This is a genomic window from Achromobacter sp. AONIH1, assembly GCF_002902905.1.
GTDB lineage: Bacteria > Pseudomonadota > Gammaproteobacteria > Burkholderiales > Burkholderiaceae_B > Achromobacter.
The window spans coordinates 3,642,448-3,667,867 of record NZ_CP026124.1; the positions used below are offsets into that span (position 1 = coordinate 3,642,448).

Here is a 25,420-nt window from a genome sequence, read left to right on the forward strand (position 1 = left end):
GCCGCCCCGGCTTGCGCCGGGGCGGGTCGGTGGGGTTAATGCTTCAAGTCAGCGCCAGGGCGGCGCTCAGTCAACCGAGGTGTTCAGGAAGCGGAAGCGGATGTCGCCGGGCACTTCCAGGTCCTTGACGCGCTTGTTCACGCCGACGATGGTGTTCAGGCTGTACAGCGGCAGCTCCAGGGCCTGGTCGGCCACGTAGCCGGCGATTTCCTGCAGCATGGCTTCGCGCTTCTTCACGTCGTAGACGGTGCGCTGCGCTTCCAGCATGGTGTTGAGCTTGGCGTCGTTGTCGTACGGGTTCCACTTCTGGCCCGTGTGATACATCAGGTAGGCCGTGTTGTCGTAGTCATAGGTCCAGCCGCCCCACTGGTTCTGCCACATTTCGCCGGTCTTGCCGCCGGGGATGATGTCGTTGAGCAGCACGCCGGTCTCATACGGCTTGATGGTGGCGCGCACGCCCACGGCCTGCAGGTAGCCGGACACGGCCTGGGCCACTTCACGGAAGTTCGAGTCGCTGCCGCGCACGTCGATCTGCACCGTGGCGCCCGGCTTCACGCCGGCGGCGGCCAGCAGCTTCTTGGCTTCGGCGGGATTGAAGGGCAGGGGCTTCTGCTCGGGGTTGTAGCCGAACGACTGCGGTCCCTGGAAGCTGGCGATGGTCTTGGCCTGGCCCAGCAGCAGCTGCTTGACGATGGCGTCGCGGTCCACGGCCATGATCAGCGCGCGGCGCACGTCGCGGTTGCTGGTGATGCCGGTCTTGGTGTTGTAGCGCAGGGCGAAAGCCACCGGGCCGCCGGTCGAGATGACGTCGGCGTTGCCGGACTTCTTCACGGTCTCGATCAGGCCCAGCGGGATCAGCGTGGCGATGTCGACGCGGCCGGCCTGCAGCTCGGCGACCTGGGTGCCGGGCTCGCCGATGAAACGATAGACCACCTTGTCCAGCTTGGGCTTGCCGCCCCAGTATTCGTCGTTGCGCGCCAGGGTCACGTTGACCTTGGGCTGGTAGCTCTCGAACTTGAACGGGCCGGTGCCGACCGGGTGGGTGTTGAAGTTGTCCTCGCCCTTTTCCTGGATGTACTTGGGCGGCACGATCATGGCGCCGTAGCCGGCCAGCTTGGTCAGCAGCACCGGGTCCGGCTGCTTGAGGATGAAGTCGACGGTGTTCTCGTCCACGACCTTCACCTCGCCGATCGAGTCGTAGTTGGACTTCTGTGGACCCTTGGCGCCTTCCGCGCCCAGCAGGCGGTCGAAGGTGAACTTGACCGCATCGGCGTTGAAGGGCTCGCCGTTATGGAACTTGACGCCCTGGCGCAGCGTGAAGCGCAGGCGCTTGTTGTCGTCCAGGTATTCCCACTTGGTGGCCAGGCCGGGTTGCAGCTTCAGGTCGGCGCCGCGCATGGTCAGGCCGTCGTACAGGTTGCTGCCCACCGAGCCCCAGAAGGTCACGAAGGTGTCGATAGGGTCCCAGCTGCCCGGATCCTGGTTGATGGCCACGTTGAGCGTGCCGGCGGCGTGCGCGGCGGGCAGGGCGGCGCCCAGGGCCAGGGCCAGCGCGGTGGCGGAGAAGGTCTTGCTGAGGAAATGCATGGTCGCCTCCAGGGACGGGGAATGTGCTGACGTAAGGGAATCAGGCCGCGCGGGCGACCAGGTGGCCGGGCGCGAACTCGGCCAGGGGAATGATGGCCGGCTCGTCGCCGACGCGGCGCACCGGGCTGGGGATCTCGCCTTCGATCAGCGAGGTGTCGATGTGGCGGCCCGGCTCGGCCACCGGCACGGCGGCCAGCAGCTTGCGGGTGTAGGCGTGCTGCGGCGATTCGAAGATCTGGCGGCGCGTGCCCAGTTCCACGATCTGGCCCAGGTACAGCACCGCCACGCGGTGACTGACCTTCTCCACCACCGCCATGTCGTGGGTGATGAACAGGTAGGACAGGCCACGGTCCTTCTGCAGGTCCATCAGCAGGTTCAGGATCTGCGCCTGGATCGACACGTCCAGCGCCGACACCGATTCGTCGGCGATGATGAGCTTGGGGTTGCTGGCCAGCGCGCGCGCGATGCAGACGCGCTGGCGCTGGCCGCCCGAGAATTCATGCGGATAGCGGGCGGCGTGCTCGGGCTTCAGGCCCACCTGTTCCAGCAGCTCGCCGACGCGGCGCGCGATGGCGGCCTCGTCCGACAGCAGGCCGTGCGTGCGGATCGGTTCGGCGATGCTGAAGGCCACGGTCTTGCGCGGGTCCAGCGAGGCATAGGGATCCTGGAAGATGTACTGGATCTCCTGGCGCAGCCGCTGGCGGCCGGCGCTGTCCATCGAGAAGATGTCCTGGCCGTTGTAGCGCACCGCGCCGCCGGTGGGCGCGATCAGCTGCTGCAGGGTCTTGCCGATGGTGGACTTGCCGCTGCCCGATTCGCCCACCAGAGCCAGCGTCTCGCCCGGATAGACGTCGAAGCTGACTTCCTCGACGGCGTGCACGCGGTGCGTGACGCGGCCGAACAGGTTGTGGCCCACGTCAAAGCGCGTGGTCAGCTTTTCCACGCGCAGCACCGGCTCGTCGTAGCGGGCGGTGTCCTGGTCGCGGGTCTCGCCCACTTCGCGCAGCTCGCCGTCCTCCAGCACGGTCTGCGGCGTGCGCAGCGGCAGGTCGCGGCCGGTCAGGCTGCCCAGGCGCGGCACGGCGGCCAGCAGGGCGCGGGTATAGGGGTGCTTGGGCGCGCGGAAGATCTCTTCCACCGTGCCCTGTTCGACCTTCTTGCCGCGCAGCATCACCACCACGTCGTCGGCCATCTCGGCCACCACGCCCATGTCGTGGGTGATGAAGATCACGGCGGTGCCCAGGTCGCGCTGCAGCGCGCGCACGGTGTTCAGGATCTGCGCCTGGATGGTGACGTCCAGCGCGGTGGTCGGCTCGTCGGCGATCAACAGGCGCGGCTGGCAGGACAGGGCCATGGCGATCATCACGCGCTGACGCATGCCGCCGGACAGCTGGTGCGGATAGCGGTCCAGCAATGCCTCGGCGTCGGGCAGGCGCACTTTTTCCAGCAGCGCGCGCGCGGCCTTGCGGGCGGCGCCGCGCGAAAGCTGCTGGTGCAGCATGATGGCCTCGATGATCTGGTCGCCGACCGTGAACACCGGGTTCAGCGAGGTCATCGGCTCCTGGAAGATCATGGCGATGTCGTTGCCGCGAATCGCGCGCATGCGCTCCTCGGACGCCCGCGCCAGGTCGATCTCCTGGCCGGCGCCGTCGCGGAACAGGATCTGGCCCGAGGCGATGCGGCCGTTGGTGTAGTCGGTCAGCCGCATGATGGCCATGGACGTGACCGACTTGCCCGAGCCGGACTCGCCGACGATGGCCAGCGTCTTGCCGGGACGCACGTCGAAGTCCAGGTTCTCGACCGCGCGGAACACGCCGTTGTCGGTATTGAAGTCGACCGATACGCCGCGCACGGACAGCAGCGGGGCGGCAGGGTAGGCAGTGGAGCTAGACAACGTGGAATCTCACAGCGAGGTGGCGGCGCGCGCGGCCTGGTCGTACAGGCCGGAAAGCGCGCGCAGGGTGTTGGCCAGCTGATGGCTGGCCTCGTCCGCGGCGGGCGAATCGATGTAGGGCTTGACCAGGCATTGCTCGCGCACCTCGGCATAGCGCCGGATCGCCGCGGCGCCTTCGTCGGTGGTGGAATAAATCACTTCCTTGCCGGTCTTGACGCCGCGCACCACGCCCAGCCGCTCGAGCTTCTTGAGCGAGTAGTTCACCAGGTGCGTGTCTTCGACATTGAGCGTGAAGCAGATGTCGGCCAGCTTCTTGCCGCGGCCGCGATGGAACACGTGGTTCAGGACCAGGATGTCCAGCGAGGTCAGCTCGGGCAGGCCGGCACAGGCCATGCAACGCACCATCCAGCGGTTGAAGGCGTGCGAGGCGATGATCAGGCCGAACTCCACCTCGGACAGCTCGGGGGAGGAAGAAGCGAGATGGGAGGAGGAAACGATGGCGTCCCGACGGGAAGCAGGCATGGGGTACGGCGGACAGCAAGGGATCGATGACAAAACGTTAGCGAATTATTAACGATTCGTTGCTGTCAGGGCATTCGGGATTACCCGGCGTCAGGCCGGCGCCGTGCCGGCTTGGGTCATGCCGGCGCCGCCGTTGCGTCCGTCCATCTCCCGTTTTCCCAGGCGAGCCGATGCGTGGGCCGCAGCGCCGCCAGGAAGGCCGCGTCGTGCGAGGCCACCGCCAGCGCGCCGGGATAGCCGGACAGCGCCTCCTCCAGCGCCTGCACCGACGCCAGGTCCAGATGATTGGTGGGTTCGTCCAGCAGCAGGAATTGCGCCGGCTCCCGCCGCCACAGCGCGCAGGCCAGCGCCGCCTTGATCCTTTCGCCGCCACTGAGCCGGGCCGCTGGCGCATCCACCTGGGCGGGGCCCAGGCCCAGCAGGGCAAGCCGGCTGCGCAATTCGCCCTGGGGCAACCGTGCACCGAGCCGGTCCAGCGCTTGCAGCAGCGTCTCGGCATCGCCTAGCGCCGAGGCACGCTGGTCCAGGATGGCCGTCGGCACGCCGACCTCGCAGCGCCCGCCGAGGGGCGCGAGTTCGCCGGCCAGCATGGCCAGCAGCGTGCTCTTGCCGCAGCCATTGGGGCCTTGCAGGGCCAGCCGGAAGGGGCCGGACAGGTTCAGCGACAGGGCTGGCGCGCCGGCGGGCCAGGGCGGGGTCGCCGCCTCCAGATGCAGCACGCGGCGGCCGGCCGGCACGGCGGTTTCGGGCAGGGCGAGCGCGATGGCGGCGGCGGGCGCGACCTTGGCGGCCGCCTGCCGCACGGCGGCGTCCAGCGCCTGGGCGGCGGCCTGCATGCGCAGCCGCTCGCGGCCGGCGTGCCGTTCAGCGCTGGCCTTCTTCATGCCCAGCAGGATGGGCGCCTGATTTGCGTCGCGCGCCTGCCGCGCATTGCGCGCGCCGCGTCGCTGCTCGGCGTCGTGGCGCTGGCGCAGTGCCCGCAGGCCGGCATCGCGTTCGGCGCGGGCGTGGGTCAGCGCGGCATCGGCCGAGGCGGCCTGCTGTTCATGGTGCCTGCGATAGGCGCTGTAGTTGCCGGCGTGGCCGGCCAGCGCGCCGCGTTCCAGCGCCACGATGTCCGACATCGTGTCCAGCAGGGTCCGGTCATGGCTGGCGACGATCAGGCCGCCGCGCCAGGTGGTCAGCCTGTCCATCAGCCAGCCCCGGGCGCGGGCGTCCAGATGATTGGTGGGCTCGTCCAGCAGCAGTCCGTCGGCGCCTTGCGCCAGCGCGCCGGCCAGCGCCACGCGGGTCAGTTCGCCGCCGCTGACGGCGCTTGCCGGCCGTTCCGGCGGCCAGGCCGGCAGACCGGCGTCCGCCAGCATGCGCGGCCATTCCTCGCGGACGCGCCAGCGGCCATCCATCAGGTCGAAGTCGGCCTGGCTGCCGGTGCCGGCCTCGATGCGCGCCAGGGCGCGCAGCGCGGGCGTCATGCCCGCCACATCCGCCAGCGTGACGCCCGGGCCGGCGGGCAGGGACTGCGGCACGGCGGCGATGCGTCCGCGACGCTCGATGCGGCCGGATTGCGCAGGCAGTTCGCCGAGCAGCAGTCGCAGCAGCAGCGTCTTGCCCGCGCCGTTGCGCCCGATGAGGCCGTGGCGCGCCACGCCGAAAGCGTGGCTGGCGTCTTCCAGCAGCATGCGGCCGTCGGGCAGCGCATGGCTGACGTGGCGCAGGCTGATATGGAAAGTCGCCGCGAGCGGCGCGCGGGATTGCTGGGCAGAGGAAAGGGGCCGCGCCGGCGCGGGCGCGTGGGGTGCGTGGGCCATGAAGCGCTCCTGACGATGAACGGGCCTTGCGGACGCGGCGGGCTGCCGGCGGCAAGGACGGATCGGAGGAAGGCTTAGAGGTTCATGGCGGGGGCGCTCCCGGCGGTGAATGGAGCAGCCATTGTCGCATATCGACTGCGGCGGTCCGTGCCCGTCGCGGTCGCGGCGCGGCCTGCGCCGGCTACTTCATGAGCGGGCCACAGACCTTGATCCAGTCGGATTTCTGCGAAGCCAGCATGCCGGCTTCCCGATCCATCGCGCCCGCCGTGTCGGCGGGAAAGGTTCCGCCATCGCGCGCGCAGACTTCGTAGCGGTCGGCCAGTTCGAAGCGCAGGTCCAGCAGGTCCAGCCGTCCCTGGCACAGCGTGCCGTCGAGCTTGCCGCCGCGCGTCGCTTCCAGCGCGTCCTGCGCCGACTGGGCGCGCCGGTAGTCCGACTGCGCGGAATCGAAGGCCGCGACGCAGTCTTCGGCGGCAGCCGAGCTGGAGAAGGCGGCGAGCAGCAGGGCGGCGGACAGGAGGCGGGATGCGGTCATGGACAGGCGGAAGGGCGCAACAGGAAAGGGCGCGCCGGGTTCGGGGACTGCATCATAACTGGGCTGCCATGCAGCGCTCAGGCAAGGGTGGCATGCAGGCGCAGGCCAAGCGCGCGCAAGACCTTGAGAATGGTGCTGAAGTCGGGGGCGCGCTCCCCGGACAGCGCTTTATACAGGCTCTCGCGTGACAGCCCGGTGTCCCGCGCGACCTGGGTCATGCCCTTGGCGCGCGCGATATCGCCGAGCGCCTTGGCAATCAGCGCCGCATCGCCTTCGGCGATGCATGCGTCCAGGTAAAGCGCCATTTCCTCGGGCGTTTTCAGGCGCTCCGCGATGTCGTATTTCCGTGTCGTCAGTTTGCGCATGGGGGGCTCCCTGTGGAGCGACAGTTGAAGGGGGCGATGCTGGCAGCTTCAACGGCGTTGACGGCAGCCGTCTGGTTTTCAGAAATTCCAGTCCAGTTTGTCGACCAGGCGTAGCGCCATCCTGATATCGGCGTCCTGGGTCGATTTATCTCCTTCTGCAAGTAGGATGACGATGGTTCCCGCGATGCGTTCGGTGAAATACACCCGATAGCCGGGACCGAAATCAATTTTCAATTCAGAGACTCCCTTTTCCTGATGCCGGCATCTGCCTGGGTTTCCGAGGGCCAGTCGCTGTATGCGTGCTTGTATTCGCGCCTTGCCGACCTTGTCCTTCAGGCGGGCTTCGAAGTCATCATAGGCTTGGGTGCTGCGGAGTTCTTTCACGGGTTCCTGGCCTCGCCTTTTGATAGTCGATGACTGTCATGTGCGTTTCCTGGTCCGTGATTCTTGTAGCCATTAGGCTACGAAAAGAAGTGTAGCCATATGGCTACGAAGGCGCAAGAAACTTTGTAGTCATCCGGCTACATCTTGCCGCCTCGAAGGACATGGCTCCATCCTCATTCTTGATAGGTGGGAATCCCTTGACACGCTGGTTTTTCGCATTGCCTGCGGTGGGCAAGCAGGCGATATAGGCAACCCCAGGAATCCCCTGATCGAAATCGGCCCGAACACGGTTTACCTCCACCCGAAACTGGTCTACCTTGCTTTACATGTCAAGGATCCGCGCGGCGCGCCCGCGCCGTCCGACTGGATGATCCTGGACAGACAGTTCTGTTTTATCAACGCCCACGCTGGAGATGAAAGAGAATGACCGACACGCTCATCAAGGTCGACCTGGCCCAATCCCCCTACGAGAACAAGCAGATCCACAACCGCTGGCATCCGGATATTCCGATGGCGGTCTGGGTCAAGCCCGGCGACGACTTCGTCCTGGAAACCTATGACTGGACCGGCGGCGCGATCAAGAACGACGACAGCGCCGACGACGTGCGCGACGTGGACCTGTCCACCGTGCACTTCCTGTCCGGGCCGGTGGGCGTGGAGGGCGCCGAACCCGGCGACCTGCTGGTGGTGGACCTGCTGGACATCGGCGCCAAGCCCGACAGCCTGTGGGGCTTCAACGGCTTCTTCAGCCGCAACAATGGCGGCGGCTTCCTGACCGATCATTTTCCGCACGCGCAGAAATCCATCTGGGATTTCCACGGCATGTTCACGTCCTCGCGCCACGTTCCGGGCGTGAATTTCGCCGGCCTGATCCATCCCGGCCTGATCGGCTGCCTGCCCGACCAGAAGCTGCTGGACGACTGGAACAAGCGCGAACAGGCGCTGATCGACACCAATCCGAACCGTGTGCCGCCGCTGGCCAACCCGCCCGCGCCCAAGACCGCGCACATGGGCGCGTTGCAGGGCGCCGACCGCGATCGCGCGGCGGCCGAGGGCGCGCGCACGGTGCCGCCGCGCGAGCACGGCGGCAACTGCGACATCAAGGACCTCTCGCGCGGCGCGCGCGTGTTCTTCCCGGTCTACGTCAAGGGCGGCGGCCTGTCGGTGGGCGACCTGCACTTCTCGCAGGGCGACGGCGAAATCACCTTCTGCGGCGCCATCGAGATGGCCGGCTGGGTCCACATGCGCGTGTCGCTGATCAAGGGCGGCATGGACAAGTACGCCATCCGCAATCCCATTTTCAAGCCCAGCCCGATCACGCCGACCTACAAGGATTACCTGATCTTCGAAGGCATCTCGGTCGACGAGCAGGGCAAGCAGCACTATCTGGACGTGAACGTGGCCTATCGCCAGGCCTGCCTGAACGCCATCGAATACCTGAAGAAGTTCGGCTATTCCGGCGCCCAGGCCTATTCCATCCTGGGCTGCGCGCCGGTGCAGGGCCATATCAGCGGGGTGGTGGACATTCCCAACTCCTGCGCCACGCTGTGGCTGCCGACCGAGATCTTCGATTTCGACATCCAGCCCTCGGCCTCGGGGCCGGTGAAGCACATCAAGGGTGGCGTCGACATGCCGCTGTCGCGCGATCGCTAGGAGCCCGCATCATGCCCATCTATGACTATGCCTGCGGCGGCTGCGGCGAGTTCTCGGCGCTGCGGCCGCTGGCGCAGTGGCGCGATCCCGCCGACTGCCCGCAATGCGGCGCGTCCTCGGAACGCATCGTGGGCGGCGCGCCGGCCATCTCGGCGCTGTCGTCGGCGGTGAACCGGGCGCGCGCGGCGAACGAACGCAGCGCCAACGAGCCGCGCAGCTCGCGCGCCGGCCACGGCATGAACTGCGGCTGCTGCTCGGGCGGACGCAAGTCCGGCAAGACCCGGGTGGCGGCGGACGGCGCCAAATCTTTCGCCGGCTCCCGCCCCTGGATGATCAGCCACTGAATGAGGCCCCCCGAAGCGCTGCGCGCTTCCCCCAGGGGCATGCCTACGGACCGGCGGAGCCGGATCCGTGGCATCCCGCTTTGGGGCAGCGTCTTGCGGGGCGGGCTCATTCTTGCGGCCCGCAGGCATGCACTCCTGAGGAGCACGCGGGCGCTTTGGGGCGGCTATCTCATGCGGGGTAGTACGTAGTGGGGCGCCAGCGGGCCGGTGGGGCGGGTGCCGTCACGGTATAGCTGGGTCAGCTGGTTTTCGCCGACGAAGTAGCGCTGGCTGTCGCCGGAGGCGTCCAGGCGGATGGTGCTGCCGTCGGATTCCCACGAAAAGGTGCCGGCCACGACTTCGGGCTGGGGCTGGCGGTCCAGGTACTGGGTCTGCTTTTCGTAGCGGCCGTTGTCGGACAGGGTCACGCGCGTGCGGATGCCCGGGCAGTCGGCGCAGGGCAGCACGCCTTCGTAGCTGCCGGCCCAGTCCAGCGAGTCGCGCGCCGTGTGGCTGTCCACGGGGGCGGCGTTGCGCGACGGAGCGCAGGCGGTCAGGAAGGCTAGCGTCAGGGCGCAGGTCAGGGTGGTCTTGATCATCATGGCGAGCTCCTGTTTGGCAAAACCGGCCCACGATACGGATGGAAGCCGCGGGCCGCTGAAACCGGATGTAAGACGCGAGACGGCGCGCGGAGGCGTGCATTACGCTGTCCTGCCCTTCATCCGACAGGCGCATCATCGCAATGAACGGCGAACACCGCTACCTCGTCCGCGTGGAATGGACCGGCAACACCGGCTCCGGCACGTCCGACTACAAGTCTTATTCGCGCAACCACCTGATCCAGGCCGAGGGCAAGCCCGACATCCCCGGCTCATCCGACCCCGCGTTTCGCGGCGACCGGACGCGCTGGAATCCGGAAGACCTGCTGGTCGGGTCGCTATCGGCCTGCCACAAGCTCTGGTATCTGCACCTGTGCGCCGTCGAGGGCGTGCGCGTGCTGTCGTACCGCGACGAGGCCGAGGGCCTGATGGCCGAGGATCCCGAGCGCGGCGGGGCGTTCACGCGGGTGGTGCTGCGTCCCGTCGTCGGCGTGGCGCCGGGGGCGGACACCGCGCTGGCCGCCGCGTTGCACGAGCGCGCGCATCACTTCTGCTACATCGCCAATTCGGTGAATTTCCCGGTGCTGTGCGAGCCGCGCATCGTCGAGGAAGGCTAGGGCCGGGTATCGCGGGCGTCCATGGCGGCGGCGGGGCGGCGCCGTCGCGGCGATAACTTTTACAATTTTCCGGCGGCCGGCTGTCACGCGGCCGCCGGCTGTCTCGTCTTATGCACGACGGCGCTTCGCAACGGACGCCCGATCCCTTTTCCAACCGCATGAGCAGAGAGAGACCATCATGAGCATCGCCCGCCTGAATCCCTATACCGCCGCGCCCAAGGCCGTGAAGGCCATGCTGGCCCTGACCGAGGCCGCCGAGCATTGCGGCCTGGAAAAAAGCCTGATCGAGCTGGTCAAGATCCGTTCCTCCCAGATCAATGGCTGCGCCTATTGCATCCACATGCATTGCAGCGACGCCCGCAAGCTGGGCGAGACCGAGATGCGCATCTACCTGCTGCCGGCCTGGCGCGAGTCGTCGCTGTATTCCGGCCGCGAGCGCGCCGCCCTGGCCTGGACTGAAGCGCTGACCCGGCTGGCGGACACCGGCGCGCCCGACGCCGACTACGACGAACTGGCCCGCCACTTCAGCGAAGAGGAGCGGGTTAACCTGACGCTGGTCATCAACATGATCAACGGCTGGAACCGCATCGCCGTCGGTTTCCGTTCCGTGCATCCCAAAGACTGAAGGCCGACGCCCAGCATGAGCGCATTGACCGCAGGCGACGCCGTCGCCGATTTCGAGCCCCATCGCCGTGTTTTGCAGGGACTGGCCTACCGCATGCTGGGCTCATGGTCCGAGGCGGAGGACATGGTGCAGGAAGCCTGGCTGCGCTGGCGCGATGTCGACCGAGCGCAGGTCGACGCGCCGCGCGCCTACCTGTCGCGCACCGTGACCCGCCTGTGCCTGGACTACATCAAATCGGCCCGCGCGCGCCGCGAGGAATACGTCGGCCCGTGGCTGCCCGAGCCGCTGCCCGACGCCGGCCTGTACGGCGGGCTGGGCGAGGGCGCGCTGGCGCACGATCTGTCGGTGGCGCTGATGCTGGCGCTGGAGCGGCTGTCGGCGCCCGAACGCGCCGCCTTCCTGCTGCACGATGTCTTTGACCAGCCTTACTCGGAGGTCGCCCGGACGCTGGGACGCAACGAGGCGTCCTGCCGACAGCTGGCGTTGCGGGCGCGCGAGCGCGTGCGCGAGGCGCGGCCGCGCTTCGCGGCCACCGAGCAGGACGGCCTGCGCATCGCCGAGGCCTTCCTGCAGGCGTCGCGCGAAGGCGACCTGGGCGCCCTGCGGCAATTGCTGGCCGACGACGCCGTGCTGCACTCGGACGGCGGCGGCAAGAAGGCCGCCACGCTGCGACCGGTCATGGGCGGCGACAAGGTGGCGCGCTTCTTCGCCGGCATCGCGGGCAAGCCGGGCGGCAAGCTGCTGGGCGCGGCCGTGGTGCGCCTGAACGGCATGCCCGCCGTGCTGGGCACCGAGGCCGACGGCCTGCCGCGCTCGATATCGCTGGACATCCAGGATGGCCGGATCGTGGCGGTCTACATGGTGCGCAACCCTGATAAGCTGCGCCATGTCGCGGCCCTGGCGCCGCGCCAGTCCGCCGAACCCGATGCGCCCCTATCCCCCTGAACGATACGACCTGAACCTGCCCGCGCTGGACCTGCCCGGGCTGCGCCTGCGCGCCATGCGCGAGGCCGATGCCGATGATTGGCACGACTACCTGCGCCTGGAGGAAGTGACGCGCCACACCAGCTGGCGGCTCGATGGCCCGGCCACGCTGTCGGCGCTGATCCGCGCCTATGCCGAGCCGGCGCGTTCCAACAGCATGCGGCTGGCGATCGCCGGGCCGGACGACAGGCTGGTCGGCACGATCGGCCTGAACGAAATCTCCATTCCGCACCGGCGCGCCGAGATCGCCTACGACCTGGCGCCGACGTATTGGGGCAGGGGCGTCGCCAGCGAGGCCTGCCGCAAGCTGGCCGAGTGGGCCCTGCGGGACCTGGGCTACGCCCGCATCCAGGCCACGGTGCTCGACACCAACCAGGCTTCGCTGCGGGTGCTGGAACGCTGCGGCTTCCAGCGCGAGGGGCTGTTGCACGCCTATCGCGAGGTCGCCGGCGCATCGCGCCACTTCTGGATCTACGCGCGCACCTGGCCGCCGGCGGGCGGCGTGGCTGATTGTGGCTGATGGGGCTGGCGGGGCTGGCGGGGCTGGCGGGGCTGGCAGGGCTGATGGCGTTGGCGTATCGCGCCGCCGGCACCATCGGCGCATCGCCGTCGCCGGCCTGCCGATGCGTCGGCGCAAGGTAGACTAGCCCCTTCCTTTTTATCGCCCATGGAGCCGCCGTGTCTGCCGCCCTGATCGTGATCGACGTGCAACGCGCCCTGTTCGAGACCTCGCCGCCGCCGGCCGATGCCGACGCTGTGCTCGAACGCATCAATGCGCTGGCCGACCGCGCCCGCGCCGCCGGCGCGCCGGTCATCTACGTCCAGCACGAAACCCGCGACGGGGCGATGGCCGCCGGCCAGCCTGGCGTGGACCTGGATTTACGGCTCACGCCGGCGCCCGGCGACCGGCGCGTGCGCAAGACCACGCCCGACTCGTTCCTGCGCACCACCCTGTCCGACGAGCTGGAGGCGGCTGGCGCGTCGCGCCTGGTGATCTGCGGCTATGCCACCGAGTTCTGCGTGGACACCACCGTGCGCCGCGCGGCCGGGCTGGGCTTTCCCGTGACGCTGGCGGCCGACGCCCACACCACCCACGACAAGCCGCATGCTCCCGGCGCCCGCATCCGCGAGCACCACAATGCCACGCTGCCGGCGATCAGCAGTTTCGGCGTGCGGATCCAGGCGCTGCCGGCCGCCGCCATCGATTTCCCGGCCGGGGGTGGGGCCTGATGGATCCGGAGCTGCTGTCGCTGCTGGTCACGCGGACCATGCCTTTCGGCAAGTACCAGGGCCGGCTGATCGCCGACCTGCCCGGGCCGTACCTGGCCTGGTTCGCGCGCAAGGGCTTTCCGCCCGGCGAGCTGGGCCGGCTGCTGGCGCTGATGCACGAGCTGGACCATAACGGGCTGGCTTCCCTGCTGGCGCCGCTGCGCAAGACGGGCGCTGGCAAGGTGGGCCAGGGCAAGTGAAGCGGGCGGGATAGGGGCGGGCAGGGCGGGCCTTGGCGCCGGCGCTGTCGCGCAAATGTCACGAAATGCGCGCGAACGGTGCTACAATCGGCGACGTCCTACTCAGGATGGGTCCAGGCAGGACAAATCCGAGTCCAAGCCCCAAACGGGTCCAAGCACCAAACCGAGTCCAAGCCCCCAAGCGGTCCCGACATCATGTTTTTCCCGCAGGCACGAACTACTACTTGGAACTTTCGCCCTATGTCGCGTTAAGTTTTTTCGTGCGTCGGGTTTCACCGTGGCAAGTCGGCGGTAAAGCTCATAGCAAGACAAATCCAGAAAACGCGGCATAGGCCGCGTTTTTCGTTTCCGCGTTTTCCGCATACCTCTTTCGTTTTCAGAACCCAGGAAGCACTCCCGATGGTACAGATCACATTGCCCGATGGTTCGCAGCGCCAGTATCCGGGGCCGGTCACGGTCGCCGACGTCGCGCAGTCGATCGGCACGGGCCTGGCCAAGGCCGCCTTGGGCGGCCGCGTGGCGTTCGACGGCGCCGAGTCCAAGCTGGTCGACACCAGCTACCGCATCGAGTCCGATGCGAGCCTGGCCATCGTCACCGCCAAGGACGCCGACGGCCTGGACCTGATCCGCCATTCCACGGCGCACCTGCTGGCCTACGCGGTCAAGTCGCTGTTCCCGGACGCGCAGGTCACCATCGGCCCCGTGATCGACAACGGCTTCTACTACGACTTCTCGTACAAGCGCCCCTTCACGCCGGAAGACCTGGCCGCCATCGAGAAGAAGATGGCCGAGCTGGCCAAGAAGGACGAAGTTGTGACGCGCGAGGAATGGTCGCGCGACGACGCCGTCGAATTCTTCAAGGGCATTGGCGAAAAGTACAAGGCTGAGATCATCGCCTCGATCCCGTCCAACGAGACGCTGAGCCTGTACCGCGAGGGCGAGTTCATCGACCTGTGTCGCGGCCCGCACGTGCCGTCCACGGGCAAGCTCAAGGTCTTCAAGCTGATGAAGGTGGCCGGCGCCTACTGGCGCGGCGACAGCAAGAACGAGATGCTCCAGCGCATCTACGGCACGGCCTGGGCCACCAAGGACGAGCAGGACGCCTACCTGCACATGCTGGAAGAGGCTGAGCGCCGCGATCACCGCAAGATCGGCCGCGAACTCGACCTGTTCCATTTCCAGGACGAGGCCCCCGGCCTGATCTTCTGGCACCCCAAGGGCTGGGCGCTGTGGCAGCAGGTCGAGCAGTACATGCGCGGCGTCTATCGCGACAACGGCTACCAGGAAGTGAAGGCGCCGCAGATTCTCGACATCTCGCTGTGGAAGAAGACGGGCCACTGGGACAACTACCGTGAAAACATGTTCACGACGGAGTCCGAGAACCGCGTCTACGGCCTGAAGCCCATGAACTGCCCCGGCCACGTGCAGATCTTCAACGCCGGCCTGCACTCGTACCGCGAGCTGCCGCTGCGCTACGGCGAGTTCGGCCAGTGCCACCGCAACGAGCCGTCCGGCTCGCTGCACGGCATGATGCGCGTGCGCGGCTTCACCCAGGACGACGGCCACATCTTCTGTACCGAGGAACAGCTCCAGGACGAGTGCGCCGATTTCACGGCCCTGCTGCAGAAGGTCTACCGCGACTTCGGCTTCACCGAGGTGCTGTACAAGGTCGCCACGCGTCCCGAGAAGCGCATCGGCTCGGACGAGGTCTGGGACACGGCCGAATCGGCGCTGATGGAAAGCCTGCGCCGCACCGGTTGCGAATTCGAGATCTCGCCGGGCGAGGGCGCCTTCTACGGCCCCAAGGTCGAGTACACGCTGAAGGACGCCATCGGCCGCCACTGGCAGTGCGGCACGATCCAGGTCGACTTCTCCATGCCCGTGCGCCTGGGCGCCGAGTATGTGGACCAGAACGACCAGCGCCGTCCGCCGGTCATGCTGCACCGCGCGATCCTGGGTTCGCTCGAGCGTTTCATCGGCATGCTGATCGAAAACCACGCCGGCGCGATGCCGCCCTGGCTGGCTCCGGTGCAGGCCGTGGTGTGCTGCATTTCCGAGCCTTCGGCTGATTATGCGGCTCAAATTGCGCAAAGCCTGAAAAAACAAGGCTTTAGGGTTGAATCGGATTTGCGCGGTGAAAAAATCACTCGTAAAATCCGGGAGCACAGCCTGCAGAAGGTGCCGTACATCCTCGTCGTCGGCGACAAGGAGAAGCAAAATGGCACCGTCGCCGTACGCGGCCTGGGCGGACTGGATCTCGGCGCAATCGCCTTCGACGACTTCGTCGCGCGCCTGTCCGAGGACGTCTCCACCCGCCGCGACGTTGTTCACCCCGACAGCAGCGCTGTTTAACATTTATAGGAACTTTCAACATCGCCACTGAAAAAGCCAATCGCATCAACGGTGAAATCCGCGTCCCCGAGGTGCGCCTGATAGGTCTGGACGGAGAACAGCTGGGCATCGTCAAGATCGCCGACGCCTTCCGTCTTTCCGAGCAAAGCGACGTGGATCTGGTGGAAATCGCGCCGAACGCCGAACCGCCGGTCTGCCGTTTGATGGACTACGGTAAGTTCAAGTACCAAGAGCAGAAGCGTCAAGCCGAAGCTCGTTCGAAGCAGAAGGTCATCCAGGTCAAGGAAGTCAAATTCCGTCCTGCCACCGACGAGGGCGACTACCAGGTCAAGCTGCGCAACCTGCGCCGCTTCCTCGAGGAAGGCGACAAGGCCAAGGTGACGCTGCGGTTCCGTGGCCGTGAAATGGCTCACCAGGAACTGGGCATGCGGGTACTTGAGCGCGTGCGCGACGATCTGGTCGAACTGGCCCAGGTCGAAGCCATGCCGAAGCTCGAAGGCCGTCAGATGGTCATGGTGCTGGCGCCGAAGAAGAAGGCCGCCCCTGCGGGCAAGGCCGAATCGGCCGCCTGAGTCCCACAGAGCCTCCCTCCGGGGAGGCTCTGGCGTTTCGGGTCGGCGCGTTTCTGGTCGACGTTCCCGACCGGCGTTTCACGCCGGCTCGGAGCCGGCCGGGGCAGCCCCGAATGCAAGTCACGAACCCGCCGCGTCCGCCAGGACGACCGGCGGGTTCGCTTATTGGGCGGCTCTGCGCTACGATGTGGCAATCAAGCCGCCTTCCCGCGAGGGAAGGCGGCGTCCGTTCAGGGTGTCGCGATGCACGTTTTGTTCGTTTTGGATCCCTTGCCGCTCTTGAAGGCGTACAAGGACAGTTCGGTCGCCATGATGCGCGCGCTGGTCGCGCGCGGGCATACGCTCAGCGTGGCCATGCAGGGCGACCTGTATATCGAGGAAGGCGCCGTCCGCGCCGTGGCCACGCCCATCGAGCTGGTCGACGGGGCGGACCTGCACGGCCATGACTGGTGGCGCGAAGCCGAGGCCCGGGATGTGCGCCTGGCCGATCTGGGCGCGGTCGTCATGCGCAAGGATCCGCCCTTCGACATGGAATACGTGTATTCCACCCATCTGCTGGAATACGCCCAGCAGCAGGGCGCCAAGGTCTTCAACACCGGCGCGGCCATCCGCAACCACCCGGAAAAGCTGGCCATCACCGAAATCAGCGAGTTCACCGCGCCCACGCTGGTGACCCGCAACATGGCCCGTCTGAAAGCCTTCCACGACAAGCACCAGGACGTGATCGTCAAGCCGCTGGACGGCATGGGTGGCACCGGCGTGTTCCGGCTGCAGCCCAAGGATCCCAACCTCAACGCCATCCTGGAAACGCTGACCGACAACGGCGCGCGCACCATCATGGCGCAGCGCTACATCCCCGAGATCGTCAAGGGCGACAAGCGCATCCTGCTGATCGGCGGCGAGCCCGTGCCGTACTGCCTGGCCCGCATCCCGCTGGCCGGCGAAACGCGCGGCAACCTGGCGGCCGGCGGACGTGGCGTGGCCCAGCCGCTGTCGCCGCGCGACCGCGAGATCGCCGAGGCGGTGGCGCCCAAGCTGGCCGCCCGCGGCCTGCTGCTGGTCGGCCTGGACGTCATCGGCGACTACGTCACCGAGGTCAATGTCACCAGCCCCACCTGTTTCGTGGAGATCGCCGAACAGACCGGCTTCGACGTCGCCGGCATGTTCGCGCAGGCGCTCGAGAAAGCAGCGGCCTGAGGCCGCGGGATTGCTGCCATGACCACGGGTATTGTTATCGTTGTCCACGCGCCGCTCGGCGCCGCGATGCGGGATTGCGCCAGCCACGTGATGGGCAACCTGGACGGCATGTTGGCCATCCACGACATCCAGCCGGAAGACCTGCCTGATGACCTGGCGCCGGCCGTGCTCAAGGACATCCTGGACCAGGAGTTGGGCGGCGGCGTGCTGGTGTTGACCGACCTGATCGGCGCCACCCCGGCCAACATCGCCAAGCGCGCGGTGGCCGATGCCCAGGCCCAGGGCATCCAGTGCTGCGTGCTGGCCGGCCTGAACACGCCGATGCTGCTGCTGGCGCTGACCTATCGCAATCTGCCGCTGGCCGAGACGCGCGAAAAAGCGCTGGCGGGGGGAGTGCAGGGCGTCTTGCGTGTAGACTGACGGCTAAGAATATGCCCTATCATTCGGGCGTAATATTTCAGCCGGCGCGCGGCGGGCCATCCCGCCGCGACCGACACTGATACCGGACAGCCGCAGACACCAAGATCCCTATGCCCAATACCGATATCGTCATCAGCAACAAGCTGGGCCTGCATGCCCGGGCGGCCGCCAAACTGACGCAGCTGGCCAGCAGGTTCTCCAGCGAGATCTTTATTTCGCGCGGCGCGCAGCGCGTCAATGCCAAGAGCATCATGGGCGTCATGATGCTGGCCGCCGGTCTGGGCGTGACGGTCCGTCTGGAAGCCTCCGGCGCCGACGCCGAGCTGGCGCTTGCTGAAATCGAAACCCTGTTTGACAGCAAATTCGGTGAGCAGGAATAGAACGTCCCCTGAACCGGCCGGCTCGGGTGCTGCCCGGGCCGGGTCCGTCACGTCCCAGGGGGACGTCCCGTCCGGGGCTGGCGCTGCCAGCCCCGTCGTCTGTCTGTACGGCAAGGGCGTGGCTCGCGGTTACGCCATCGGGCGCGCCGTGGTCATGGGCGCCGCGGCGCTGGAAGTGGCGCATTACCGCATCGCGCCGGAAGATATCGCCGCCGAAAGCAGCCGCCTGACCCAGGCGCTGGCCGACGCGCAGCAGGAACTGTTGCTGCTGGCCGACACCCTGCCGGCCGACGCCCCGCGCGAGCTGGGCGCCATGCTCAACGTTCACAGCCTGCTGCTGGGCGACCCGCTGCTGGCCGAGCAGACGCTGGCGCTGATCGCCGAGCGGCACTACAACGCCGAATGGGCGCTGACCACGCAGGGCCAGATCCTGGGCCAGCAGTTCGACGCCATGGAGGACGAGTACCTGCGCGAGCGCGGCGCCGACGTGCGCCAGGTCATCGAGCGCGTGCTGCATGTGCTGGCCGGCACGTCCGCCATGCTGCCGGACATGGGCCATGTGGACGGCGACGAAGCCCTGATCGTCGTGGCGCACGATATTTCTCCCGCCGACATGCTGCGCCTGCGTGGCGGCCGCTTCGCCGCCTTCGTCACCGACCTGGGCGGCCCCACGTCCCATACCGCCATCGTGGCCCGCAGCATGGGCGTGCCGGCGGTGGTGGCCCTGGGCAATGTGCGCGAGCTGGTGCGCGATGGCGACACGCTGATCATCGACGGCGCGTCGGGCGCCGTGGTGGTGAATCCCTCGCCGCGCATCCTGCAGGAATACCGCCGCCGCCAGTCCGCCTATGCCGACGAGCGCGCCGAGCTTAGCCTGCTGCGCGACGTGCCCTCGGTCACGCTGGACGGCATCGACGTGGTGCTGCACGCCAATATCGAACTGCCCGAGGAGGCCGCGCTGGCGCTGGCGTCCGGCGCGCACGGCATCGGCCTGTTCCGCAGCGAGTTCCTGTTCATGGGCCGCGCGGACCTGCCGGGCGAGGAAGAGCAGTACGAAGCCTATGCCTCGGTGGTGAAGGTGATGGCGGGCCGTCCCGTCACCATCCGCACGCTGGATATCGGCGCGGACAAGACGCTGGACGGCGAGGCCACCGTGGCCACCAACCCCGCGCTGGGCCAGCGCGCCATCCGCTACTGCCTGGCGCGCCCCGAGATGTTCGCCACGCAATTGCGCGCCATCCTGCGCGCCTCGGCCCACGGGCCGGTGCGGCTGCTGATCCCGATGATCGCCCATATGCACGAAGTGGTCGCCACCAAGGCCGCCATCGAGGCCGCGCGGCGCGAACTCGACGCGCGCGGCCAGGCCTATGCGGCCCATATGGAAGTGGGCGCCATGGTCGAGGTGCCGGCCATCGCCATCGCCATCGAGCCTTTTGCCCAGGCGCTGGATTTTCTTTCCATCGGCACCAACGACCTGATCCAGTACACGCTGGCGATCGACCGCGGCGACCACGACGTGGCGTCCCTGTACGACCCGCTGCATCCGGCGGTGCTGCGCCTGGTCGCGAACACCATCAACGCCGGCGAGCGCGCCGGCAAGCCGGTGGCGGTCTGCGGCGAGATGGCGGGCGATTCGCGCATGACCCGGCTGCTGCTGGGCCTGGGCCTGACCGAGTTCTCCATGCATCCGCAGCAGTTGCTGGACGTCAAGCGCGAAGTGCGCCGCGCCCATTCCAATGCCTTGCGGATCAAGGTGGCCAGCGCGTTGAACCGCGCCTTGCCGGTGGACCTGGACGCCCTCGGACCAGGCTGATCCTGTTTCGGAGGCGCCTGCGGCGCCTCCCTGGCGCGGGGCCTTCCCAATGAAAAAGCCCGGAACCGCAAGGTTCCGGGCTTTCTTGTCTGCGCTACGCCCGGCGCTCGCCGGGCGGGTCGGATCAGCTGTGGTACGCCGATTCGCCGTGGCTGGTGACGTCCAGCCCTTCGCGCTCCTGGTCTTCCGGCACGCGCAGGCCGCACAGGGCGTTGGCGATCTTGTAGGCGATCAGGGCCACCACGCCGGACCAGACGATGGTCAGCAGCACGCCTTCGAGCTGCACCCAGAGCTGATGAGCGATCATGCCGGGCTCGGCCAGGCCGGGGCCGCCCAGGGCCTGGGCATTGAACACGCCGGTCAGCAGCGCGCCGACGATGCCGCCCACGCCGTGCACGCCGAACACGTCCAGCGAGTCGTCGGCGCGCAGGATGCGCTTCAGGCCATTCACGCCCCAGACGCAGACGACGCCGGCGATCACGCCGATGACCAGCGCGCCTGCAGGACCCACCAGGCCGGCGGCCGGGGTAATGCCGACCAGGCCGGCCACCGCGCCCGAGGCCGCGCCGAGCATGGACGGCTTGCCCTTGATGCTCCATTCGGTGATCAGCCAGGCCAGCACGGCGCCGGCGGTCGCGATCATGGTGTTGAAGAAGGCCAGCGTGGCGTTTTCGTTGGCGGCCAGGGCCGAGCCGGCGTTGAAGCCGAACCAGCCCACCCACAGCAGCGCGGCGCCGACGAAGGTCATGGGCAGGTTGTGCGGCTGCATGGCTTCGCGGCCGTAGCCCACGCGCTTGCCGATCACATAGGCGCCGACCAGGCCGGCCACGCCGGCGTTGATGTGCACCACCGTGCCGCCGGCGAAGTCCAGCGCGCCGCGCGCATTGAGCAGGCCGGGCGCGGTTTCGGACGCGAACCAGACCATGTGGGCGATGGGCACGTAGGCGAAGGTGAACCAGATCACCGTGAAGACCAGCACCGCCGAGAAGCGGGCGCGTTCGGCGAAGCTGCCCACAACCAGCGCGCAGGTGATGCCGGCGAAGGTGGCCTGGAACGAGGCGAACAGCAGCTCGGTGAGCGAGTTCGACATGGCGTACTTGCCGTCCGCGGGCGTGAACATGCCGGAGAAGAAGGCGCGCGACAATCCGCCGAAGAAGGCATTGCCTTCGGTGAAGGCGAGGGAATAGCCGTAGATGAACCAGAGCACCAGGCCCAGCACGAAGGTACACAGCACTTGCAGCAGCACCGAGAGCACGTTCTTGCTGCGTACCAGGCCGCCATAGAACATCGCCAGGCCGGGCACTGCCATCATCAATACAAGCAGGGTAGAGACGAGCAACCAGGAGATATCTGCTTTATCCATTTTTCAGGCTCCGATGAATCTTGCTTTAGTTGTTTACAGCGCGGCTTCGCCCGCTTCGCCTGTGCGGATACGGATCACTTGTTCCAGCGGGGCGGCAAAGATCTTGCCGTCGCCGATCTTGCCGGTGCGGGCGGCCATTTCGATGGCCTCGATCACCTGGTCGACCAGGTGGTCGGGCACGGCGGCTTCGACGCGCAGTTTGGGCAGGAAGTCGACGGCGTATTCAGCGCCGCGGTAGAGCTCGGTATGGCCCTTCTGGCGGCCGAAACCTTTGACTTCGGTAACCGTGAGGCCCTGGACCCCGATTCCGGACAGAGCCACACGCACCTCGTCGAGCTTGAAGGGCTTGATGATGGCGATGATGAGTTTCATGGCATTTCCTCTCATGGTTGCACGTTGGCCTCGTCAATCAAGCAAGTTCCATGCCATGTCCGGAGATACCCGGAAAGAGGGCGCGCAGGCGCGCAGCTTGTGCCTGGCTGCACCAATATAGTGCGTCGACGCACGACTGTCAGCCTCGAAGTGGTGCATGGCGGCGAGCGGGGTGAGGGATGAAACCAAACGTGTTTCCGGCGCGCTGGTTGTTGCCAATTGCAGCTTCGCGGGTGCCTTGACGGGTTATGACGATATGCCCGGGCCACTGTTGCGATTCATCGCGCCGTGGGCATGCGGGCGGGCTTTGATGCAACGGCGGCCGCTAGGCCGGGCGCGGCGTGGCGGGCAGAAAGCCCGTCGCCGCGAGGCGCGCGCGTGGCGCCGGCCGGGCCCTTGCCGGGCGGGTTTCAGGTATTCCCGATGTATGGAAATTGGGGCCAAGCGTTGATACGAGGGTTTACACGCAGCCGCTTGTGGCCGCAACGCGCCTGCTCAAGAATCGGATCCAGCCTGTGCCTGACACGGGCTTGAATGGGGCCGCACAAGGCGTCCGGCGTGGCGGCCCTCTCTACAAGAAACAAGCAAGAAAGAGGAATTCATGAATATCGAACGCAAGACCCTGGGCATTCTCGCGCTGGCTGCCGCCGCCGTCCTGATGGCGGGTTGCGACAAGAAGGACGACAAGGCCGCCACGCCTGCGGCGCCGTCCACGTCGGCTCCCGCATCGTCGTCTTCCACCACGCCGCCGGCCGCCACGACGCCGGCGCCTTCCTCGTCGGCCGCCACGCCCGCCGAATGCGAAGCCTACGTCGCCAAGGTCAACGCTTGCATGGACAAGCTGGGCAATGGCAATCCGGCCGTGGCCAGCTTCAAGCAGCAGATGGAAGCCGCCAAGGCGCAGTGGGCCGCCGTCACCGACAAGACCCAGCTTGCCGCCCAGTGCAAGCAGGCCAGCGACCTGTTCGCGCAATCGGCCACCCAGATGGGCTGCCCGTAACGATGTTGGTAGGGGGCTGCCGCGAGGCGGCCCGGTTTTCTCCTGTGCTTTGTGGGCGGTCACCGCATGCGGTCCGCCCTTTTTTTTGCGTCGGATCCGCGCAGGGCCGGCGAGGCCCATTGCGCCATGCCCGCGCCGGTGGGCGCAGTCCGTCCGGACGCACTACACTGGAGCCAGCCAGGCAACAACAAGGAGTACTGCCATGAATTCCCGCACCCAATGGATGGAAGACATCCAGAAGAACATTTCCGACCTGATCGCACGCAGTCCCGCCGCGGATGTCGAGAAGAACGTGCGCGCGATGATGGCCCAGGCCTTCACCAAGATGGACCTCGTCACGCGCGAGGAATTCGACGTGCAGGCCGATCTGCTGGCGCGCACCCGCGCCCGCGTCGACCAGTTGGCGGCGCAGGTGCAGCAACTGGAAGAGCGCCTGTCGGCTCTGAGCAAGTAGGTTCAGGCAGGGTCCGCCCTGCAAGGGCGGGATATTTCCAGCACGGCCGCCTTCGGGCGGCCGTCGGCATTTGGGCATACTGGCCTGCCGCTGACCGTGATCGGAGGCCGCCTTGTCCCTTGCCGTACTCGCCAGCCGCGCGCTCAGCGGCGCTCATGCCCATGTCGTGCGGGTCGAGACCCATCTCGGCCCGGGACTGCCGGGCTTCAATGTGGTCGGCCTGCCCGATGCTGGCGTGCGGGAAAGCCGCGAACGGGTGCGCGCCGCCATCATCAACAGCGGCTTCGAGTTTCCTGCCGGCCGCATCACCGTCAACCTGTCGCCGGCCGACCTGCCCAAGGAATCGGGCCGCTTCGACCTGCCGATCGCGCTTGGGCTGTTGCTGGCATCGGGGCAGTTGCCGGGGCCGCCATCCGCAGGCGACGCGGGCGGCAAGCCGCCCGCCATGCCGGCGTCCGAGTCCATACTGGCGCGCCTGGTCCTGGCGGGCGAGCTGTCGCTGACCGGCGCGCTGACGCCTGTCACGGCGCCGCTGCTGATCGCGCTGGGCGTGGCGCGCGATCAGCCCGACGCGACGCTCGTCCTGCCCGCCGGCAGCGCGGAGCAGGCGGCCTGGGTGCCCGGCCTGCGGGTGTTGTCGGCTCGCAGCCTGGCGGACGTAGCGGCGCACATCACGGGCGCGCATGCCTTGCCCGACGCGGTGCCGGCGCCCTGGCCTGAGCCGCCGCCCGTGCCTTGCCTGTCCGACGTGCGCGGCCAGCCGGCGGCGCGGCGCGCGCTGGAGGTGGCGGCCGCCGGCGGTCACAGCCTGCTGATGGTGGGGCCCCCGGGGGCGGGCAAGAGCATGCTGGCGCAGCGGCTGCCGGGCCTGTTGCCGCCGCTGTCGCGCACGCAGGCGCTGGAGGCCGCTGCCGTGGCGGCGCTGGCCGGTCATGCGCAGGCGCCCGCGGGGCAGCCGCCATTCCGGGCGCCGCATCATTCCCTGTCCGTACCGGCGCTGGTGGGTGGCGGCACCCATCCCCGGCCCGGAGAGATCAGCCTGGCGCATCACGGCGTGCTGTTCCTGGACGAACTGCCCGAATTCAACCGACGCACGCTGGAATCGCTGCGCGAGCCGCTGGAAACCGGCCGGGTGCTGATCTCGCGGGCCATGCGCACGGCGCGGTTTCCGGCCCGCTTCCAGCTGGTCGCGGCCATGAATCCTTGCCCCTGCGGGTGGCGCGGACATCCGGCGCGGGCCTGCGCCTGCACGCCCGATCAGGTGGCGCGCTACGCGGGCCGCGTCTCCGGCCCCTTGCTGGACCGCATCGACCTGCATCTGCGCTTGCCGCCGGTGGCCCCGGAAGACCTGGACGGGCCGCCGGGGGAGGCCTCGCCGGCGGTGCGCGAGCGGGTCCTGGCCTGCCGTGGGCGGCAATTGGAACGTCAGGACAAGCCCAACGCGGCCTTGGCCGGCGCGGAGCTGGACTGTCATTGCGCGCTGGACGAGAGCGGGCGGGAGTTGCTGCGGCAAGCCATGCGCCGCCTGCGCGGCTCGGCCCGCGTGCTGCACCGGACGCTGCGGGTGGCGCGCACGATCGCCGACCTGGAGGGCGCGGAACGGCTGGGCGCCCGGCATGTCGCGCAGGCGGTGCAGTACCGGGCGGAGTGAGAGGAGAGGGAGGGTTTGGTGAAATCCAGGGACATATGGCATCCGGATCTGGCTCGCCATTGCAGGGTGATCCCTTATCCGATTCGACAAAAGCCCGGAAATCGCCATATAATCAAAGGCTTTCCCGGATCTGGCGTGCGCGCGAGCTGCCTTTGGGCTTCGCGCATGGGGGAAAAGCGCTGCGAAACATGCTTTCGAGCATGGCCTGGCTTTGGGGTTAATGCCCTGGGGTTAATGCCCCGGGATTAATGCCCCGCGCGCAGGCAGCAGTGATCGCTGGAAGGCGATACCAGAGCAGTACCACAGAAGTGGCAACAGGTTCGACAAGTCTTGTCGCGCCGCCCTGGGCAGCAAGCCCGGATTTGCCTGGCTTCGGATTCGATTCCGTCGCGGGCAGGCCGGTCTGGCTTATCTGGCTCACGGCGCCGTCAGGCACCTGGCGTCATGTAAATCAACAATCAGTGTTTAGTTTAGGGAATCA

General features: G+C 67.6%; 27 protein-coding genes. 17 read left to right on the forward strand and 10 right to left on the reverse strand.

Annotated elements, in window-relative coordinates; translation table 11 throughout:
* Nucleotides 1-66: 66 nt before the first annotated feature.
* The 7 genes from C2U31_RS16740 to C2U31_RS16770 form a co-directional block, all read right to left on the reverse strand.
* Nucleotides 67-1,587: an ABC transporter substrate-binding protein gene (locus C2U31_RS16740; protein ID WP_103273788.1), complete on the reverse strand. Its 1,521-nt coding sequence runs from the start codon at nt 1,585-1,587 to the stop codon at nt 67-69.
* A gap of 40 nt (nt 1,588-1,627) precedes the next feature.
* Entirely contained in the window at nt 1,628-3,481 is a 1,854-nt protein-coding gene (locus tag C2U31_RS16745; RefSeq protein ID WP_103273789.1) for a dipeptide ABC transporter ATP-binding protein, read from the reverse strand.
* Between the two features lie 9 nt (nt 3,482-3,490).
* Nucleotides 3,491-4,003 (reverse strand): winged helix DNA-binding protein, encoded by a 513-nt coding sequence (locus C2U31_RS16750; RefSeq protein ID WP_103273790.1) that lies wholly within the window; start codon nt 4,001-4,003, stop codon nt 3,491-3,493.
* A gap of 116 nt (nt 4,004-4,119) precedes the next feature.
* On the reverse strand, nt 4,120-5,811 hold the full coding sequence (locus C2U31_RS16755; protein WP_103273791.1) for an ATP-binding cassette domain-containing protein: 1,692 nt from the start codon (nt 5,809-5,811) through the stop codon (nt 4,120-4,122).
* A gap of 181 nt (nt 5,812-5,992) precedes the next feature.
* Nucleotides 5,993-6,346, reverse strand: coding sequence for a hypothetical protein (locus tag C2U31_RS16760; RefSeq protein ID WP_103273792.1), 354 nt, complete (start codon nt 6,344-6,346; stop codon nt 5,993-5,995).
* A gap of 77 nt (nt 6,347-6,423) precedes the next feature.
* Nucleotides 6,424-6,711, reverse strand: a complete 288-nt coding sequence (locus tag C2U31_RS16765) for an addiction module antidote protein (RefSeq protein ID WP_103273793.1) — start codon at nt 6,709-6,711, stop codon at nt 6,424-6,426.
* A 78-nt stretch (nt 6,712-6,789) separates the two neighbouring features.
* Entirely contained in the window at nt 6,790-7,095 is a 306-nt protein-coding gene (locus C2U31_RS16770; RefSeq protein WP_103273794.1) for a type II toxin-antitoxin system RelE/ParE family toxin, read from the reverse strand.
* Between the two features lie 423 nt (nt 7,096-7,518).
* Here C2U31_RS16770 and fmdA point away from each other — a divergent pair, with 423 nt between their 5' ends.
* The gene (gene fmdA, locus C2U31_RS16775; RefSeq protein WP_103273795.1) at nt 7,519-8,748 is read left to right on the forward strand and encodes a formamidase; all 1,230 of its coding nucleotides are present in this window, start codon (nt 7,519-7,521) and stop codon (nt 8,746-8,748) included.
* 11 nt (nt 8,749-8,759) lie between these two features.
* Entirely contained in the window at nt 8,760-9,092 is a 333-nt protein-coding gene (locus C2U31_RS16780) for a zinc ribbon domain-containing protein (protein ID WP_103273796.1), read from the forward strand.
* Nucleotides 9,093-9,256: 164 nt separating this feature from the next.
* Here the strand turns inward: C2U31_RS16780 and C2U31_RS16785 are convergent, their stop codons facing one another.
* On the reverse strand, nt 9,257-9,670 hold the full coding sequence (locus tag C2U31_RS16785) for a copper resistance protein NlpE (RefSeq protein WP_103276417.1): 414 nt from the start codon (nt 9,668-9,670) through the stop codon (nt 9,257-9,259).
* Nucleotides 9,671-9,813: 143 nt separating this feature from the next.
* Between C2U31_RS16785 and C2U31_RS16790 the strand changes: the two genes are divergently transcribed.
* The 12 genes from C2U31_RS16790 (at nt 9,814) to ptsP (ending at nt 20,099) form a co-directional block, all read left to right on the forward strand.
* Nucleotides 9,814-10,287 (forward strand): OsmC family protein, encoded by a 474-nt coding sequence (locus C2U31_RS16790; RefSeq protein WP_103273797.1) that lies wholly within the window; start codon nt 9,814-9,816, stop codon nt 10,285-10,287.
* A gap of 178 nt (nt 10,288-10,465) precedes the next feature.
* On the forward strand, nt 10,466-10,912 hold the full coding sequence (locus C2U31_RS16795; RefSeq protein ID WP_103273798.1) for a carboxymuconolactone decarboxylase family protein: 447 nt from the start codon (nt 10,466-10,468) through the stop codon (nt 10,910-10,912).
* Nucleotides 10,913-10,927: 15 nt separating this feature from the next.
* Nucleotides 10,928-11,857 (forward strand): sigma-70 family RNA polymerase sigma factor, encoded by a 930-nt coding sequence (locus C2U31_RS16800; RefSeq protein WP_103273799.1) that lies wholly within the window; start codon nt 10,928-10,930, stop codon nt 11,855-11,857.
* Nucleotides 11,838-12,416, forward strand: a complete 579-nt coding sequence (locus C2U31_RS16805; RefSeq protein WP_103276418.1) for a GNAT family N-acetyltransferase — start codon at nt 11,838-11,840, stop codon at nt 12,414-12,416. Before C2U31_RS16800 ends, C2U31_RS16805 begins: the two co-directional genes overlap by 20 nt.
* Nucleotides 12,417-12,574: 158 nt before the next feature.
* Nucleotides 12,575-13,126: a cysteine hydrolase family protein gene (locus C2U31_RS16810; RefSeq protein ID WP_103273800.1), complete on the forward strand. Its 552-nt coding sequence runs from the start codon at nt 12,575-12,577 to the stop codon at nt 13,124-13,126.
* Complete coding sequence (locus C2U31_RS16815) at nt 13,126-13,365, forward strand: DUF3820 family protein (RefSeq protein WP_103273801.1); 240 nt, start codon at nt 13,126-13,128, stop codon at nt 13,363-13,365. Before C2U31_RS16810 ends, C2U31_RS16815 begins: the two co-directional genes overlap by 1 nt.
* Before the next feature lie 399 nt (nt 13,366-13,764).
* On the forward strand, nt 13,765-15,717 hold the full coding sequence (gene thrS / locus C2U31_RS16820; protein ID WP_103273802.1) for a threonine--tRNA ligase: 1,953 nt from the start codon (nt 13,765-13,767) through the stop codon (nt 15,715-15,717).
* Nucleotides 15,718-15,722: 5 nt separating this feature from the next.
* Nucleotides 15,723-16,289, forward strand: a complete 567-nt coding sequence (infC, locus tag C2U31_RS16825) for a translation initiation factor IF-3 (protein ID WP_199771040.1) — start codon at nt 15,723-15,725, stop codon at nt 16,287-16,289.
* 243 nt (nt 16,290-16,532) lie between these two features.
* The gene (gene gshB / locus C2U31_RS16830) at nt 16,533-17,486 is read left to right on the forward strand and encodes a glutathione synthase (RefSeq protein WP_103273804.1); all 954 of its coding nucleotides are present in this window, start codon (nt 16,533-16,535) and stop codon (nt 17,484-17,486) included.
* 18 nt (nt 17,487-17,504) lie between these two features.
* The gene (locus C2U31_RS16835; protein ID WP_103273805.1) at nt 17,505-17,906 is read left to right on the forward strand and encodes a PTS sugar transporter subunit IIA; all 402 of its coding nucleotides are present in this window, start codon (nt 17,505-17,507) and stop codon (nt 17,904-17,906) included.
* Nucleotides 17,907-18,016: 110 nt separating this feature from the next.
* The gene (locus C2U31_RS16840) at nt 18,017-18,286 is read left to right on the forward strand and encodes an HPr family phosphocarrier protein (protein ID WP_103273806.1); all 270 of its coding nucleotides are present in this window, start codon (nt 18,017-18,019) and stop codon (nt 18,284-18,286) included.
* 118 nt (nt 18,287-18,404) lie between these two features.
* A complete protein-coding gene (gene ptsP, locus C2U31_RS16845) occupies nt 18,405-20,099 on the forward strand; it encodes a phosphoenolpyruvate--protein phosphotransferase (RefSeq protein WP_103273807.1) in 1,695 nt (564 codons plus the stop codon).
* 124 nt (nt 20,100-20,223) lie between these two features.
* Here the strand turns inward: ptsP and amt are convergent, their stop codons facing one another.
* Both amt and C2U31_RS16855 read right to left on the reverse strand, forming a co-directional pair.
* Entirely contained in the window at nt 20,224-21,462 is a 1,239-nt protein-coding gene (amt, locus tag C2U31_RS16850; protein ID WP_103273808.1) for an ammonium transporter, read from the reverse strand.
* 33 nt (nt 21,463-21,495) lie between these two features.
* On the reverse strand, nt 21,496-21,834 hold the full coding sequence (locus tag C2U31_RS16855; protein ID WP_043545226.1) for a P-II family nitrogen regulator: 339 nt from the start codon (nt 21,832-21,834) through the stop codon (nt 21,496-21,498).
* Between the two features lie 601 nt (nt 21,835-22,435).
* Between C2U31_RS16855 and C2U31_RS16860 the strand changes: the two genes are divergently transcribed.
* The 3 genes from C2U31_RS16860 to C2U31_RS16870 all read left to right on the forward strand — a co-directional run bounded on the left by C2U31_RS16860 (nt 22,436) and on the right by C2U31_RS16870 (nt 24,939).
* The gene (locus tag C2U31_RS16860; protein ID WP_103273809.1) at nt 22,436-22,834 is read left to right on the forward strand and encodes a DUF5339 family protein; all 399 of its coding nucleotides are present in this window, start codon (nt 22,436-22,438) and stop codon (nt 22,832-22,834) included.
* Between the two features lie 202 nt (nt 22,835-23,036).
* Nucleotides 23,037-23,288 (forward strand): accessory factor UbiK family protein, encoded by a 252-nt coding sequence (locus C2U31_RS16865; protein WP_103273810.1) that lies wholly within the window; start codon nt 23,037-23,039, stop codon nt 23,286-23,288.
* Between the two features lie 112 nt (nt 23,289-23,400).
* Nucleotides 23,401-24,939 carry a YifB family Mg chelatase-like AAA ATPase gene (locus C2U31_RS16870; RefSeq protein ID WP_103273811.1) on the forward strand — a complete coding sequence of 513 codons (1,539 nt, stop codon included), beginning with the start codon at nt 23,401-23,403 and terminating at the stop codon, nt 24,937-24,939.
* The last annotated feature ends 481 nt before the right edge of the window (nt 24,940-25,420 follow it).